The organism is Spiroplasma endosymbiont of Lasioglossum malachurum (assembly GCF_964020065.1).
Taxonomy (GTDB): domain Bacteria; phylum Bacillota_I; class Bacilli_A; order Mycoplasmatales; family VBWQ01; genus Spiroplasma_E.
The window spans coordinates 1,016,540-1,033,587 of record NZ_OZ026534.1; the positions used below are offsets into that span (position 1 = coordinate 1,016,540).

Annotated in this window: 14 protein-coding genes and 4 pseudogenes; 13 read left to right on the forward strand and 5 right to left on the reverse strand. The window is 23.2% G+C overall.

The genetic code is table 4. The features are described from left to right. The first annotated feature begins 387 nt into the window (after positions 1-387). The 3 genes and pseudogenes from alaS to AACK95_RS07160 form a co-directional block, all read left to right on the forward strand. Positions 388-3,114 (forward strand): alanine--tRNA ligase, encoded by a 2,727-nt coding sequence (gene alaS, locus AACK95_RS05640; RefSeq protein ID WP_338979874.1) that lies wholly within the window; start codon positions 388-390, stop codon positions 3,112-3,114. Positions 3,115-3,518: 404 nt separating this feature from the next. Beyond that, the gene (locus AACK95_RS05645; RefSeq protein ID WP_338979876.1) at positions 3,519-4,394 is read left to right on the forward strand and encodes an IS30 family transposase; all 876 of its coding nucleotides are present in this window, start codon (positions 3,519-3,521) and stop codon (positions 4,392-4,394) included. 136 nt (positions 4,395-4,530) lie between these two features. Then, positions 4,531-4,665: pseudogene (locus tag AACK95_RS07160) on the forward strand (IS256 family transposase); the annotation flags it as partial. Positions 4,666-4,849: 184 nt separating this feature from the next. Here AACK95_RS07160 and AACK95_RS05650 read toward each other — a convergent pair. Beyond that, the gene (locus tag AACK95_RS05650; RefSeq protein ID WP_338979878.1) at positions 4,850-5,329 is read right to left on the reverse strand and encodes a hypothetical protein; all 480 of its coding nucleotides are present in this window, start codon (positions 5,327-5,329) and stop codon (positions 4,850-4,852) included. Positions 5,330-5,766: 437 nt separating this feature from the next. Between AACK95_RS05650 and AACK95_RS05655 the strand changes: the two genes are divergently transcribed. Both AACK95_RS05655 and AACK95_RS05660 read left to right on the forward strand, forming a co-directional pair. Then, positions 5,767-6,036: a hypothetical protein gene (locus AACK95_RS05655; RefSeq protein ID WP_338979880.1), complete on the forward strand. Its 270-nt coding sequence runs from the start codon at positions 5,767-5,769 to the stop codon at positions 6,034-6,036. Between the two features lie 218 nt (positions 6,037-6,254). Continuing rightward, on the forward strand, positions 6,255-7,049 hold the full coding sequence (locus tag AACK95_RS05660; RefSeq protein ID WP_338979883.1) for an IS30 family transposase: 795 nt from the start codon (positions 6,255-6,257) through the stop codon (positions 7,047-7,049). A 29-nt stretch (positions 7,050-7,078) separates the two neighbouring features. Here the strand turns inward: AACK95_RS05660 and AACK95_RS07165 are convergent. The 3 genes and pseudogenes from AACK95_RS07165 to AACK95_RS05670 form a co-directional block, all read right to left on the reverse strand. Then, a pseudogene (locus AACK95_RS07165) lies at positions 7,079-7,238 on the reverse strand (IS256 family transposase); the annotation flags it as partial. Between the two features lie 33 nt (positions 7,239-7,271). After that, on the reverse strand, positions 7,272-8,510 hold the full coding sequence (locus tag AACK95_RS05665; RefSeq protein WP_338981058.1) for an IS256 family transposase: 1,239 nt from the start codon (positions 8,508-8,510) through the stop codon (positions 7,272-7,274). 57 nt (positions 8,511-8,567) lie between these two features. Then, positions 8,568-9,326: an IS30 family transposase gene (locus AACK95_RS05670; RefSeq protein ID WP_338979885.1), complete on the reverse strand. Its 759-nt coding sequence runs from the start codon at positions 9,324-9,326 to the stop codon at positions 8,568-8,570. Positions 9,327-9,642: 316 nt separating this feature from the next. On the opposite strand from AACK95_RS05670, the gene AACK95_RS05675 reads away from it, so the two are divergent. From AACK95_RS05675 to AACK95_RS05700, 6 genes are all read left to right on the forward strand, one after another. Further along, positions 9,643-10,506: a DegV family protein gene (locus tag AACK95_RS05675; RefSeq protein ID WP_338979886.1), complete on the forward strand. Its 864-nt coding sequence runs from the start codon at positions 9,643-9,645 to the stop codon at positions 10,504-10,506. Between the two features lie 326 nt (positions 10,507-10,832). Then, on the forward strand, positions 10,833-11,783 hold the full coding sequence (locus AACK95_RS05680; RefSeq protein WP_338979887.1) for an IS30 family transposase: 951 nt from the start codon (positions 10,833-10,835) through the stop codon (positions 11,781-11,783). Positions 11,784-11,910: 127 nt separating this feature from the next. After that, positions 11,911-12,123: a PTS transporter subunit EIIC gene (locus AACK95_RS05685; RefSeq protein ID WP_338981060.1), complete on the forward strand. Its 213-nt coding sequence runs from the start codon at positions 11,911-11,913 to the stop codon at positions 12,121-12,123. A gap of 47 nt (positions 12,124-12,170) precedes the next feature. Further along, positions 12,171-12,740, forward strand: a complete 570-nt coding sequence (locus AACK95_RS05690) for a glucose PTS transporter subunit EIIB (RefSeq protein WP_338979889.1) — start codon at positions 12,171-12,173, stop codon at positions 12,738-12,740. 105 nt (positions 12,741-12,845) lie between these two features. After that, positions 12,846-15,032, forward strand: a complete 2,187-nt coding sequence (locus AACK95_RS05695; protein ID WP_338979890.1) for a hypothetical protein — start codon at positions 12,846-12,848, stop codon at positions 15,030-15,032. A gap of 26 nt (positions 15,033-15,058) precedes the next feature. After that, positions 15,059-15,202 carry a hypothetical protein gene (locus AACK95_RS05700; protein ID WP_338979891.1) on the forward strand — a complete coding sequence of 48 codons (144 nt, stop codon included), beginning with the start codon at positions 15,059-15,061 and terminating at the stop codon, positions 15,200-15,202. A 153-nt stretch (positions 15,203-15,355) separates the two neighbouring features. Here the strand turns inward: AACK95_RS05700 and AACK95_RS05705 are convergent. Next, a pseudogene (locus tag AACK95_RS05705) lies at positions 15,356-15,505 on the reverse strand (IS256 family transposase); the annotation flags it as partial. Between the two features lie 18 nt (positions 15,506-15,523). On the opposite strand from AACK95_RS05705, the gene AACK95_RS07170 reads away from it, so the two are divergent. Continuing rightward, positions 15,524-15,886 carry an IS30 family transposase gene (locus AACK95_RS07170; RefSeq protein WP_422397171.1) on the forward strand — a complete coding sequence of 121 codons (363 nt, stop codon included), beginning with the start codon at positions 15,524-15,526 and terminating at the stop codon, positions 15,884-15,886. Positions 15,887-15,975: 89 nt separating this feature from the next. Next, positions 15,976-16,964, forward strand: a pseudogene (locus AACK95_RS07175) (IS256 family transposase); the annotation flags it as partial. Positions 16,965-17,048 lie beyond the last annotated feature (84 nt).

Sequence of the window (17,048 nt, forward strand, 5' to 3'; positions counted from 1 at the left end):
TTTTTTCTAAACTAAATTTAGCATTATGAAATTTTTATATGAGAATTTTTTGCAATTTTATTTACTTGCACTTACAAGTATAATTCAGCTTATAAAAATATTTCATAATTTTATCTTTTTGCTTGTAATAACTAATATTTATGGTTAATATTAAAATTGAAATTAATATTTATATTAATCTAAATTAGATAAGTATAATTAATAATAATTAGTTTTCAGCGAGAGTGAATAGTGTAAGCACTTAACCATTATTAATTAGAAGCTCCTAATTTAACAATTTTAATCATTAATTAAGTGCATTTACTTTGTAAGTGAATTAGGATGGTACCGCGTTAAAAAACGTTCCTATTTTGATAGGAATTTTTATTATTTTGAGGAGAAATTATTATGTCAATAAAATGAACAACAGATAAAGTTAGAACAACTTGATTAATTTTTTTTAAAAGTTATGATCATCACATTTTAGAAAGTGCATCACTTGTTCCAAATGATGATCCTTCACTATTGTGGATTAATTCTGGAGTTGCTACATTAAAACCATATTTTGATGGACGACAAACCCCAATTGCTAAAAGATTAGCAAATTCACAAAAAGCAATTAGAACTAATGATATTGAAAATATTGGTATTACAGCAAGACATCAAACTTTTTTTGAAATGTTAGGTAATTTTTCAATTGGTGATTATTTTAAAAAAGAAGCTATTGTTTGAGGATGAGAATTTTTAACTAGTAAAAAGTGATTAAATTTAGATGCTAATTTATTATATGTAACAGTTTTTAATGAAGATGAAGAAACATATAATTTATGATTAAATATTATTAAATTACCAAAAGAACGTATTATTAAAGGTACAAGATCTACTAACTTTTGAGATATGGGTCAAGGTCCTTGTGGTCCTAATACTGAAATTTATTATGATCGTGGTATTAAATATGATCCTAAAAATATTGGTATTAAATTATTAAAAGATGATATTGAAAATGATCGTTATATTGAAATTTGAAATATTGTTTTTTCACAATTTAATAATGATGGCAAAAATAATTATACTGATTTACCAAGAAAAAATATTGATACTGGTGCAGGATTAGAAAGACTAGTAGCAATTTTACAAGATGTGCCAACTAACTTTGATACTGATTTATTTCAAAATATTATTCATGAATGTGAAAAATTGACAAATTTTCGTTATGATATTAATAATTATTTTACACAAGAGATTAAACAAAAAACTATTAATACTGCATTTAAAATTATTGCTGATCATATTCGTTGCTTAGTTTTTGCAATTAGTGATGGTGTTTTTCCTAGTAATAAAGATCGTGGTTATGTATTACGAAGATTGATTAGAAGAGCTGTTGTATATGGACAAAAACTTAATATTAATGAACCATTTTTGTTTAAGTTAGTTTCAATTATTATCAAAGTTATGGGTCAACATTATCAAGAATTACATAAAAAAGTCGATTTAGTAACTAATATTATTAAAATCGAAGAATTAAAATTTTGAACAACATTGATAACAGGAAAACAATTATTATTACAAGTTATTAAAGATAATAAAAAAGTAGATGCAACTGCGGCTTTTAAATTATTTGATACCTATGGTTATCCTATTGAATTAACATTAGAGATTGCAAATGAAGAAAATGCGACTGTTGATTTAAAAGGTTTTCAAAAGTTATTGGATAACAGTAAAGATAATACAAGAAAGGTAAGAATTAATCATCAAGCATTAACAATTCAATCTTCATTACTAACTAATTTAAAAGTTCCTTCAACCTTTGTTGGTTATGATAAAGAACAAATAAATACAAATATTGTTTTTATGTTTAAATCAGAGCATGAGGTAAAATTTTTAAAAAATGAAAAAGGTTATTTAATTTTAAATGAAACACCTTTTTATGCAGAAAAGGGGGGGCAAGCATCTGATGATGGTATTATCAAAGGAGAAAATGGAACGGCCTCTGTTATTGATGTACAACAAGGACCACAAAAACAGCATATTCATCAAGTGGAAGTAAAAGGTGAATTAACACAAACAGAAATTGTTGAAGCACAAATTAATAGTTCACATCGTTTTTATACAAGAAAAAATCATTCAGGAACTCATTTATTACATGCTGCTTTAAGAAAATTATTAGGTTTACATGTTATGCAATCTGGAAGTTTTAATAATTATCAATATTTACGATTAGATTTTAGTCATTATGAAATGTTAACTTTAGAACAAATTATAAGTATAGAACAACAAGTAAGTAAATGAATTAAAGGTAAATATCCTTGTGAAATTATTTATTGTACATATGAAGAAGCAATCAAAATTGGAGCTTTAGCTTTTTTTGGTGAAAAATATGAAGAAAAAGTTCGAGTAATTAAGTTTGGTGATTTTTCAATTGAACTTTGTGGGGGTACTCATTGTTATAATTCACAAGAAGTAGAACAATTATTAATAACTAATGTTGAGTCAAAAGGATCTGGTTCTTATCGAATTCATGCTTTAACATCATTAAAAACTATTAATGAATACTTAACACAACAAATAATGATGATTAAAGAACAAAGCAATAGTTTATTTATTCAATATCAAAAAAATAAAGATAATTGTATGCAAGAAGAAGAAATTGAAAAAATATATGATGCTATTAATAATTTAAAAGTGGTAGCTGCTGATTGAAGAAAAGGAAAAATGTTATTACTAGAATTACATGGTTTATTTAAAAAATGACAAATTAATTTTGAAGAATTAAATCGTCAGAAGATAGTGAAAAAATATTTAACTTTAGTTCCAAAAAATGAAAATATTTATAAACTATTAATTGCAAATTTTGAAAATTTAGATATTAAAACATTAAGAGAAATAATTGAACATTATCGTAATCAATATCAAAATATTATTATTATTTTTATTAATAAAATTAATAATCAAGAATATTTAGTATTAGTTGCTTCAAGTAAAGAATTGCATAATAATAAACAGTATCAAAGTAATAATATTTTACAAAAAATATTAAAAACATATAATGGTAAGGGTGGCGGTAGCCCAATCTTAGCGCAAGGGAAGATTGATAAGTTTATTACAGAAAAAGAAATTAATAAAATTATATATTAAACTTAATGCTTATATGTATTAATTTATATAAATATTATATGATATACAATAATATATGTTCAACATCAATAATGTTTTACAATCATATATAACATTATTACAGTAATTGCATAATCTTTTATAATTTCTTATTGATGAAATATAGAAAATAGTAGTGATAATAATTTTAGAAAAAATACATTTTTTAATTAATAACTGTCAATATCGAGTGAAAATTTCCCAAAAATATTTATCAAAAAAAATAAAAAAGAAGTAAAATTTAACAAATAAAAGTTGCTTTGTTTTGAAAGTAAATATTTTGCTGAATTATACTTGTAAGTGCAAGTAAATAAAATTGCAAAAAATTCTCATATAAAAATTTCATAATACTAAATTTAGTTTAGAAAAAAGTAAGGAGTTTTTATATGAGTTATAAATATCTTGGCATAGATGAAAGGATTTATATTGAGAATCAATTGAAATTTAAATTTAAAATTAGTGAAATAGCTAAAAATCTTAATCGAAGTATTAGTACTAGTACTATTATTCGAGAAATTAATAGAAATAAAGATAATAATCATTATTTTTCATTAATTGCACAAAATAAAGCTGAAAATCGAAAACAATCACATATTAGTTTTCATAAGTTTAAAAATAAGAATTTAGTAAAATATGTACAACAAAAATTACTATTAGGTTGATCACCTGAACAAATTTATGGCAGAATTAAAAATTTTCATAAAGAGTGAGTTATTAGTTTTAAAACAATTTATACTTGAATTTATTTTGGAATGCTTGATAAAGTTACTAGTAAAAATTTAAGAAGAAAAGGTAAAAAACGAAAATCTAAAGAAAATCGTGGCAAGTTTAATGGTAAATCAATTAAAGAACGAGATATAAATGTTAATGATCGTATAACACTTGGTCATTGAGAAGGAGATACTATAGTATCATCAAGAGGCAAAAGCAAATCATGTTTAATAACTTTAGTTGAAAGAGTATCACGATTTACTTTAGCAATATTAGTTAAAAACAGAACTACTAAAGTTATTAATAAAAATGTCAGTTATTATTTATCAATTCTTCCTAAAAACATTGTTAAAACTATTACTTTTGATCGTGGCAAAGAATTTTCAAATTGACAACAACTTGAAAAAAATTTAGATGTAAAAATTTATTTTGCCAATCCATATTCACCTTGACAAAGAGGTACTAATGAAAATACTAATGGTTTAATTAGAGAAAAATTTCCTAAAAAATTTATTTTTTCAAAAACTAATAAAAATGTCGGTAATGTTTAGTAATCTGTGTAACTTACAAAAATAACTATGTTTAATTAATTCTAGTAAATATAATTAAATGACTAGAAAGAGTGAGTTACAGATGGCTAAAAAAGATAACTTTAATAATAATGATCCAATATAAAAAGCAGTAGATTTATTATTAGAAAATACTGAAGATTTAACAACAGTTTTTAAAGAAGGGGGTTTATATAAAGAATTAACAAAACGTTTAGTTGAAAAAATGTTGAATTCTGAGATGCAAAATTATTTAGGATATGAAAAAAATCAAGGGCGTATTGCAAGTCTAGTTATAATTTAATTTTCTTTAAATAAAAGATAAAATAAATTATTAATTGTTGATATAATTATATCATATTATTTATTATAAATAAAGGATTTTAGTGTTTTATTTTTATTAAAATAATTTAAAAATTCCTAACTACTTAGGTTTAGATTTATTAAATTTTATAAATTTAAACAAATATTTTTAATTTATTAATTCTTGCTTGTTTTAATTTTAATAAATTAAAAAATGCTTCTTTTGAATAAATTTTTGCATTATTATTAGATATTGATTTTATTAAATGATAAACATCACTTTCAGCACTACAACCAATATTTCAAATAGCATTTTGATTTTCAATACCTTTTTTATTATTTTTAAAATATTCATATATTTTTTCATCAGCATTATTTTCTTTTAAATAATCTAATAATTTATAATAATTACCATTTAAAAATAATTTATAATAAGCATAATTTAATTTTTTATTATTTTCTTTTGTTCTTTTACCTTTTCCTACAATAAATACTTGTTTTAATTTTTGTAATGGATGTCATTTATCTACAGCATAATCAATATTTAAATAATTAGCAGTAGATTTAAGATAAGTTGCACCATCACCAGTTAATTTTAAATTTCTATTAGTATGACCTATAAAAAGATTATCCAAATTAGTTATTATTGATTTAGCAAATTCTTTTTTAGTTATTCTTTGACCTTTTCTAGTTGAAATAACAAAAATATATTTATTTTCTAAAACATGTCTATTATCAGTAGATTTTTCTAAATCAAAACCTAAACTAATACTTACTGTTCTATGTCTAAATTTTCTTTTCTTTTTATTATCAATTAAATTATTATATGATTCATCTGATTGAATATAAATAAAATCAGTTGGTAATATTTGTCTTTTTTCTTGTGGTAAATCTTGTACAAATATATTTGTTGTTTTTACTCTTCTACAAATAGTTGATAAAGATATATTTATTTTTAAATTATGTTTAATTATAGGATATGTAATATTATTTAAATCTGCTTCATAAATTATTAATTTTGTTACTTGATTAGTAAATTTTTTATTTTTATCAATATTAATATATGTATCTAATGGATTTTAATAATGCTTATGCAATACCTACCATAATTGCTGGTGCAAGTGAAATTATTCATAATTTAATACCTATTGAAACTTCTCATCATATTGAAGAAATGCAAGAAACACCATTTACAAATGAAGCTACAAGATTAATTAATGATAATAGATTTACTATTAATAGTGAAACAACTAGTCAATATGGTAGTGATAATATGAGCGAAGTACCATTAAATCATGATAATGCTTCATTAAATTGAGATTATAATCACATGAGTTTATAATGAATCCTTTAATTATTGAATGAATATACAATGCTTTAGTAAGTAATGATATTAAATTAACATGCTGAATTATACTTGTAAGTGCAAGTAAATAAAATTGCAAAAAATTCTCATATAAAAATTTCATAATGCTAAATTTAGTTTAGAAAAAAGTAAGGAGTTTTTATATGAGTTATAAACATCTTGGCATAGATGAAAGGATTTATATTGAGAATTAATTGAAATTTAAATTTAAAATTACTGAAATAGCTAAAAATCTTAATCGAAGTATTAGTACTATTATTCGAGAAATTAATAGAAATAAAGATAATAATCATTATTTTTCATTAATTGCACAAAATAAAGCTGAAAATCGAAAACAATCACATATTAGTTTTCATAAGTTTAAAAATAAGAATTTAGTAAAATATGTACAACAAAAATTACTATTAGGTTGATCACCTGAACAAATTTATGGCAGAATTAAAAATTTTCATAAAGAGTGAGTTATTAGTTTTAAAACAATTTATACTTGAATTTATTTTGGAATGCTTGATAAAGTTACTAGTAAAAATTTAAGAAGAAAAGGTAAAAAACGAAAATCTAAAGAAAATCGTGGCAAGTTTAATGGTAAATCAATTAAAGAATGAGATATAAATGTTAATGATCGTATAACACTTGGTCATTGAGAAGGAGATACTATAGTATCATCACGAGGTAAAAGCAAATCATGTTTAATAACTTTAGTTGAAAGAGTATCACGATTTACTTTAGCAATATTAGTTAAAAGCAGAACTACTAAAGTTATTAATAAAAATGTCAGTTATTATTTATCAATTCTTCCTAAAAACATTGTTAAAACTATTACTTTTGATCGTGGCAAAGAATTTTCAAATTGACAACAACTTGAAAAAAATTTAGATGTAAAAATTTATTTTGCCAATCCATATTCACCTTGACAAAGAGGTACTAATGAAAATACTAATGGTTTAATTAGAGAAAAATTTCCTAAAAAATTTATTGAGGCTTTTTAGTAATCTGTGTTTCTTTGTTTTGCAAAGTACTAGTTCAGATTAATTCTGTCTTCAAATTTTATCATAAAATGAGCAATTGCTGTATTTCAATTTTGAATGGGCATTGTTCATTTTTTTTGTTATATTTTCAATTGCTAAATAAAATATTTTGAAAACTGACATATCATTTGGAAAAACTTTTGAGGTTTTTTAATAATCTGTGTATCTTTGTTTTGCAAAGTACTAGTTCAGATTAATTCTGTCTTCAAATTTTATCATAAAATGAGCAATTGCTGTATTTCAATTTTGAATGGGCATTGTTCATTTTTTCGTTATATTTTCAATTGCTAAATAAAATATTTTGAAAACTGCCATATCATTTGGAAAAACTTTTTTATTTCTGATAACTTTTCGTAGTTGACTATTAACAGATTCAATAGAATTTGTAGTATAAATCACTCTTTTGATTTCTGGAGGATAACTAATAAAAATCATTAAATTATCTCAATTTTTATATCAAGATTTAGCAATTTGAGGATAGTGTTTATTTCATTTACTTTCAAATGATTCTAAAGCTTGCATTGCTTGTTCTTCACTACATGCATTATAAATTGGCTTTAAATCTGTAACTAGTGATTTTTGATGTTTATATGAAACATATTTTAAACTATTTCTGATTTGATGAACTATACATAATTGATGTTCAGTTTTAGGATAAACTGATTGTATTGCTTCTGACATGCCTGTTAAGTTGTCACTACAAGCAATAAGAATATCATTTAAGCCACGATTTTTCATTTCTGTGAAATTTGCTAATCAAAATTTAGCGCCTTCATTTTCACTAATTCATAAACCTAAAACATCTTTTTTACCTTCTAAATCAACACCTAAAGCTATATAAACTGATTTGTTAATAATGCGTTTATCTTGTCGTACTTTAACTACTATACAATCAAAATAAATAATGGGATAAATGCCTTCTAATGGTCTATTTTGTCATGCTTTGACATCATCAATCACATCATCAGTAATTTGACTAATAACACTTTCACTAATATCAGCACCATGATATAACTCTTGTAACTGCATTCTAATATCTGATAATGTCATACCTTTTGCATATAAGGAAAGAACTTGTTGATCAAAACCATCAAATCTTCTCTGTCTTTTTGGCACTATTACAGGAGTAAAATTACTATTACGATCTCGTGGTACATCAATCTCAATTTTACCTTGTTGAGTTATTAATTTTTTTGAACTTATACCATTACGAGCATTGTAACTATTACTATGTTGATTTTTTTCATATCCTAAATAATTTTGCATCTCAGAATTCAACATTTTTTCAACTAAACGTTTTGTTAATTCTTTATATAAACCCCCTTCTTTAAAAACTGTTGTTAAATCTTCAGTATTTTCTAATAATAAATCTACTGCTTTTGATATTGGATCATTATTATTAAAGTTATCTTTTTTAGCCATCTGTAACTCACTCTTTCTAGTCATTTAATTATATTTACTAGAATTAATTAAACATAGTTATTTTTGTAAGTTACACAGATTACTAAACATTACCTCAAGTTGTTGTCAATTTGAAAATTCTTTGCCACGATCAAAAGTAATAGTTTTAACAATGTTTTTAGGAAGAATTGATAAATAATAACTGACATTTTTATTAATAACTTTAGTAGTTCTGTTTTTAACTAATATTGCTAAAGTAAATCGTGATACTCTTTCAACTAAAGTTATTAAACATGATTTGCTTTTGCCTCTTGATGATACTATAGTATCTCCTTCTCAATGACCAAGTGTTATACGATCATTAACATTTATATCTCGTTCTTTAATTGATTTACCATTAAACTTGCCACGATTTTCTTTAGATTTTCGTTTTTTACCTTTTCTTCTTAAATTTTTACTAGTAACTTTATCAAGCATTCCAAAATAAATTCAAGTATAAATTGTTTTAAAACTAATAACTCACTCTTTATGAAAATTTTTAATTCTGCCATAAATTTGTTCAGGTGATCAACCTAATAGTAATTTTTGTTGTACATATTTTACTAAATTCTTATTTTTAAACTTATGAAAACTAATATGTGATTGTTTTCGATTTTCAGCTTTATTTTGTGCAATTAATGAAAAATAATGATTATTATCTTTATTTCTATTAATTTCTCAAATAATAGTACTAATACTTCGATTAAGATTTTTAGCTATTTCACTAATTTTAAATTTAAATTTCAATTGATTCTCAATATAAATCCTTTCATCTATGCCAAGATGTTTATAACTCATATAAAAACTCCTTACTTTTTTCTAAACTAAATTTAGCATTATAAAATTTTTATATGAGAATTTTTTGCAATTTTATTTACTTGCACTTACAAGTATAATTCAGCATACAGAAATTATTGCTGATCGTATTATTTATTTAACTTAAAAGTAATTAAAAAATGGTCTTAATTATTGAGTAATTAAGACTATTTTTATTTTTACTACTAATAAGTTTATAGTCACTTTATATTTTTTCAAATTAAAATGATATATAGTAAAATAAATTTGTTATAATTTTACTATAATTTATTAGTATAAAAGGTTAGGAGCAAACAAAATGAAAATTGGAATTGTAAGTGATTCAGCTACTGGTTTTACCGTTGAAGATATGAAAAAATATCCTGAAATAATAATTATTCCTTTAAATATTATTGAAGGAGAAAATGCTTATGATGATAATAACATTGATATTGATTGTGAAACAATTCGTAAAAAGATGATTGATGAACACTGTATTTTAAAAACTAGTCAAACTAGTCGTGGTAAACTTGAACAATATTGAGATAATGCTTTAAGTAAATATGATCAAATTTTATTTTTACCAATTGCTAATAATGCTTCAGGACAATATGCAAGTTCACAAGTTTTACAAAAAGAAGAAAAATATAAAAATAAAGTTCATATTTTAGAAACAGGTGCTGCTTCAATACCTTTAAAATTTATGGTTTTAATTGCTTTTACTCTTGTTAAAAATGGAAAAAAAATTCCTGAAATTTTAGGAATTTTAAATAAATTTCGTAAAACTTATGAATCTTATATTGCTCCTAATGATTTAAAATTTTTGGCTCGTGGTGGTAGATTACCAATGAGTAAAGCAAGAATTGGTAATTTTTTACGTTTTAAACCAATTTTAAGATGTAAAGAAACAATTGATAATATTGGTAGAGTTAGAACCTTAAGTAAAGCTATGGAAGAAATGTTAGATATTATTACTAAAATTAAAGACGTTACTAAAGAAACAATATATATTATTGATGGTTGATGTAGAAAAGATATTATTGATGAAGCAATTAAAAAAGTAAAAAATAGAGGATTTACCAAATATAAAGTTGAATCATTATGTAATATTTTAAAAACACATACTGGTAATAATACTATTGGTTTTTCAGTAGTACCTAATCAATGAGTAAAAGAAGTCTAATAAAAAAGTAGTTTTATAAAAGATTGATTAAGTATTCTGTTTTTTAGAAAATATATAAAAAACTTTAAATCTAAAAAAGAATGTTAGTAAAGGTTAATTTAGTTTACTAACATTCAGATTTTTTCAACTTATAAATAATAAAATATTAAATATTATGATTTAAATTCTTATTAATAATTAAAGTTTTAAACTAAAGAAATAATTGAAAAAATTTAATAAAATGCTGAATTATACTTGTAAGTGCAAGTAAATAAAATTGCAAAAAATTCTCATATAAAAATTTCATAATGCTAAATTTAGTTTAGAAAAAAGTAAGGAGTTTTTATATGAGTTATAAACATCTTGGCATAGATGAAAGGATTTATATTGAGAATCAATTGAAATTTAAATTTAAAATTAGTGAAATAGCTAAAAATCTTAATCGAAGTATTAGTACTATTATTCGAGAAATTAATAGAAATAAAGATAATAATCATTATTTTTCATTAATTGCACAAAATAAAGCTGAAAATCGAAAACAATCACATATTAGTTTTCATAAGTTTAAAAATAAGAATTTAGTAAAATATGTACAACAAAAATTACTATTAGGTTGATCACCTGAACAAATTTATGGCAGAATTAAAAATTTTCATAAAGAGTGAGTTATTAGTTTTAAAACAATTTATACTTGAATTTATTTTGGAATGCTTGATAAAGTTACTAGTAAAAATTTAAGAAGAAAAGGTAAAAAACGAAAATATAAAGAAAATCGTGGCAAGTTTAATGGTAAATCAATTAAAGAACGAGATATAAATGTTAATGATCGTATAACACTTGGTCATTGAGAAGGAGATACTATAGTATCATCACGAGGTAAAAGCAAATCATGTTTAATAACTTTAGTTGAAAGAGTATCACGATTTACTTTAGCAATATTAGTTAAAAACAGAACTACTAAAGTTATTAATAAAAATGTCAGTTATTATTTATCAATTCTTCCTAAAAACATTGTTAAAACTATTACTTTTGATCGTGGCAAAGAATTTTCAAATTGACAACAACTTGAAAAAAATTTAGATGTAAAAATTTATTTTGCCAATCCATATTCACCTTGACAAAGAGGTACTAATGAAAATACTAATGGTTTAATTAGAGAAAAATTTCCTAAAAAATTTATTTTTTCAAAAACTAATAAAAATGAAGTTCATAAATTTATATTGTCTTTAAATCAAAGACCGAGAAAAATATTAAATTATCTTTCACCAATCGAATATTTGGATAGAAAAATAATTTAGTTGCACTTACCTTTACAATTTAGCATTTCAATTACCAATTAATGGTCAGATAATATCTCCAATTACAGGTGCTGCATCTGGAACAACGGAATGAGTAAATGGAGACATTAATGCTTTTACTAGAGGTATTGAAGGATCTGGATTTTTTCAATCAGGTTTCTTTCCTATTATGATGGGTGGTATTCCTGCTGCTGCCTTAGCTATGATTATGGCAGCTAAAAAAGAAAATAGAAAAATGGTATCAGGATTTTTAGGAGGAGTTGCTTTAGTTTCTTTTATTAGTGGAATCACACTGAACCAATTGAATTTTCATTTGTATTTATTGCTCCATTATTATTAGTAATTCATGCCTTATTAACAGGGATATTTATTGCAATAACGACAGCATTGCATATCCAAGTTGGTTTTGGTTTTAGTGCTGGAATTATTGACTATTGCATTTCTTTTGCTCAATCATGAGGATTTGCTAATCATGCTACAGGTGCTTATCATATTACTTCAAATCCACTATGAGTATTATTATTAATTGTGGCTGCTGGTGGAGTTTATTTTATTGTATTTTATACATTAATTACTAAAATGAATATTGAAACGCCAGGAAGAGAAGAAGATTTTGGTGTTGAAGAAAATAAAGTAACAACAAAATCAGAGTTAAGCAATAAAAATCTTAAAAGTGATAAATATACATTAATGGCAACAAAATTAATTGAAGCAATTGGTGCAGATAATTTTGTTGAAATTGATAATTGTGCTACTAGGTTACGTTTGATTGTTAAAGATACATCACGTGTTAATTTGGCAAAAGTTAAGGCCGCAGGAGCATTTGGTACTAAAATTTTGAATAAAGAAGCTTTGCAAATTGTTATTGGTACCGATGTTGAACATGTAGCCAATGCAATAAAGACACAGTTACAAAATTCAGCAACTTTGAATATTAAAACTAAAGTTAATCTATAATTAAAAGTGATTATTACAATATAATATTAAAGCTACTAAAGCTCATATAACCATTTAATGGCTATATGAGCTTTTAATTGATTAAAAAAGATAGGAGTAAAAATAATGGGAGTAGGTAAACATTTAATTACTAACATTTTACAAAAAATAAAATCACAAGTACCAACATTAACTAAAGAAGACATTATTACTGCGCTTAATATTATCTATATAACTTGTGCAGAATATAATGCTATTGATAGTTCTATTAGTAATATTGCCAAATATTATCATCAAGAAGATGAAAAATTTGATAGTCAATTGTTTAGAAAAAATTTGCATAGTTCTTTGCAATATATTGATCAAGACAATTTATACAGTTTGAAAAGTTTGATTTCAATTATTTTAATAATTAATGTTTTTAATCATCCTTTATTATTTAGTGATTTTATTAAAAAAGATATTACTAATATTGAATTTATGAAAACAAAAATAGAAATCCTGAAAAATGATAATATTTTTTTTATTAAAAAAATTAGTTCGTGCAAGGACTTAAATAAGTTAAATAAATTAAGAGAGCAATTAAATAATAATTTTGAAATATTAAAACATTTTAAAACAATTTGTAAAAATCATCAATTAGGTGTATTAAATATTTATAACTTTATTGCTAATCAATCAAAATATTTTGTTACTGATGAAGATTGTGATAATAAAATTAGTTTAACAAGTAATGAATATGAAAAAATTAAGGAGATAATGTCAAGAGAAAATAAATTTAAGGATATTTTAGTTAAAGATAGTAATTCTGAAATTCCATATAAATTAAATATTGAAGAACTTGATAAAATTTTTAAAAAGGAAGTTGTAAATTTATTCGATGAATATGAAAATAAAATTTGTGATTTTAAAAATAATAAATCTAAAAAAAATGAATTAAAAATTAAGGGAATTAAATTAAAAATTCAAAATATTTTTGATTTGTCAAAAATTATTTTTGAAATGTTTCAAAAACCAGTTACTTCTTCATTGCCTTTAACGAAAATTGTAAATCAAATTTTTGATGAAAATGATTCAATGCAATATTTAAGCGAAATTGAAAAAAATATTGATAGTAATATTGAAATGATTAAAAAGTTAAAACAAAAATTGCAAGAAATTTTAAACAATAATGACGTTTCAAAAAAGGAAACGTTAATGCAAGTAGAAAGTTTTAATAATTCTCATAAAATAGAAACAAAGAAAACAAAAATTAAAAAAAGAAAAAATAAGAAAAAAGACAACAAAAAAAATGAACATTTAAAATTTATTAATACTAATGAAACAGATAATTCAGAATCATCTACAACAAGTAGTTCAACGTCTTCACTTGAAAAAGATATTACTAAAATTAATGCTATTTTAGAAGAAAATGACATTAAAGAACAAAGTATAAAACAAGAAAATGATGCAAAAGAAGAAAAAACAGAAATTTTAAGTCAAGATCAAATTTTACAAGCAAAAATTAATCAATTAGAAGCACAATTAAAGCAAACACAAGAAGAATTGGATAAAACAAAAGTTAAATCTGCAGAAGAAACAGCAATATTAGAACAACAATTAATAGCAGAAAAGCAAAAAGTACAACTATTAATTGATGAAACTAAATTTTTAGTTTCTAAAGTAGCAACTTTAGAAAGAGAGAAAACAAAGTTAGAAAAAATTAAACAACAAAATAGTGTAAAAATAAATCAAATAGGTAATAATTTAGAAAAAGTGCAAAAAAAAATGAGAAATATTCGTGATCAAAAAAATAAAAGTATTGAAAGATTAATAAAAAAAGAGTTCGCGTTAGTTTCAGAAAAAGAAAGATTAGAAAGTAGAAATTATAAAAATAACCAAGATTTAGAAAAATTAAATCAAGAATTATCAAAAACACAACAAACATTAATAACAGTAGAAGATAAAAATCAAAAATTGGTTACGGAAGTTAATCAATTAAAGGAAGAAAAAATAAAACTAGAAACTATTCAACAAGAAAATGGCATGCAAATAAAGGAGAAAGAAAAAAATATTTCTTTACTAGAAGGTAAATTAACAAAGATTGGTAATCAAACAACTGAAGAAGTTCAAAAACTACTTAAAGAAAAAAAACAATTAGTTTTAGAAAAAGAAAAGTTAGAAACTTTAAATAAAAAAGGTAGTCAGAAGTTGACAAATTTAAATAAAAAAATACAAATGTTATCACAGTATAATCAAAATTTAGTAGCATTTACTGATAGTTATGATATAAAATCTTGTATTCATATTAACCCAGTTATTGAAAAAAAATAGTATCAAAAACATTAGTAGTTAGTGAAATGATGGAAGTAGTTGCACCACTATCAGTTTTAATACCTACAGGTCAACAATTTTCAGTTGAAACTGAAAATTGAGAAGACGTTCATACTGCTAATGAATTAACACCAGGATTTTGTTTACAACAAAAATTATTTACAATGTAATTAGTATTATTATTTCGTATAAATAAGAATCATTAAAATTATGTTATAGTTTATATAGAGGTGACCATATAGTGAACAATGAGGTACTAAAAACAATTTTATTCAAGAAAGAGAGGTTTTTTAATAATCTGTGTATCTTTGTTTTGCAAAGTACTAGTTCAGATTAATTCTGTCTTCAAATTTTATCATAAAATGAGCAATTGCTGTATTTCAATTTTGAATGGGCATTGTTCATTTTTTTGTTATATTTTCAATTGCTAAGTAAAATATTTTGAAAACTGCCATATCATTTGGAAAAACTTTTGGTAATGTTTAGTAACTTTAGTTGAAAGAGTATCACGATTTACTTTAGCAATATTAGTTAAAAGCAGAACTACTAAAGTTATTAATAAAAATGTCAGTTATTATTTATCAATTCTTCCTAAAAACATTGTTAAAACTATTACTTTTGATCGTGGCAAAGAATTTTCAAATTGACAACAACTTGAAAAAAATTTAGATGTAAAAATTTATTTTGCCAATCCATATTCACCTTGACAAAGAGGTACTAATGAAAATACTAATGGTTTAATTAGAGAAAAATTTCCTAAAAAATTTATTTTTTCAAAAACTAATAAAAATGAAGTTCATAAATTTATATTGTCTTTAAATCAAAGACCGAGAAAAATATTAAATTATCGGTAATGTTTAGTAATCTGTGTAACTTACAAAAATAACTATGTTTAATTAATTCTAGTAAATATAATTAAATGATTAGAAAGAGTGAGTTACAGATGGCTAAAAAAGATAACTTTAATAATAATGATCCAATATCAAAAGCAGTAGATTTATTATTAGAAAATACTGAAGATTTAACAACAGTTTTTAAAGAAGGGGGTTTATATAAAGAATTAACAAAACATTTAGTTGAAAAAATGTTGAATTCTGAGATGCAAAATTATTTAGGATATGAAAAAAATCAACATAGTAATAGTGACAATGCTCGTAATGGTATAAGTTCAAAAAAATTAATAACTCAACAAGGTAAAATTGAGATTGATGTACCACGAGATCGTAATAGTAATTTTACTCCTGTAATAGTGCCAAAAAGACAGAGAAGATTTGATGGTTTTGATCAACAAGTTCTTTCCTTATATGCAAAAGGTATGACATTATCAGATATTAGAATGCAGTTACAAGAGTTATATCATGGTGCTGATATTAGTGAAAGTGTTATTAGTCACAAATTACTGATGATGTGATTGATGATGTCAAAGCATGACAAAATAGACCATTAGAAGGCATTTATCCCATTGTTTATTTTGATTGTATAGTAGTTAAAGTACGACAAGATAAACGCATTATTAACAAATCAGTTTATATAGCTTTAGGTGTTGATTTAGAAGGTAAAAAAGATGTTTTAGGTTTATGAATTAGTGAAAATGAAGGCGCTAAATTTTGATTAGCAAATTTCACAGAAATGAAAAATCGTGGCTTAAATGATATTCTTATTGCTTGTAGTGACAACTTAACAGGCATGTCAGAAGCAATACAATCAGTTTATCCTAAAACTGAACATCAATTATGTATAGTTCATCAAATTAGAAATAGTTTAAAATATGTTTCATACAAACATCGAAAATCACTAGTTACAGATTTAAAGCCAATTTATAATGCATGTAGTGAAGAACAAGCAATGCAAGCTTTAGAATCATTTGAAAATAAATGAAATAAACACTATCCTCAAATTGCTAAATCTTGATATAAAAATTGAGATAATTTGGGAGCGTACCGATGTTGTCAATAATATTCAAATTTGTCTTAAAATTATAAAGTTAGACGAGAATAATTTTGACTTCAATATGCA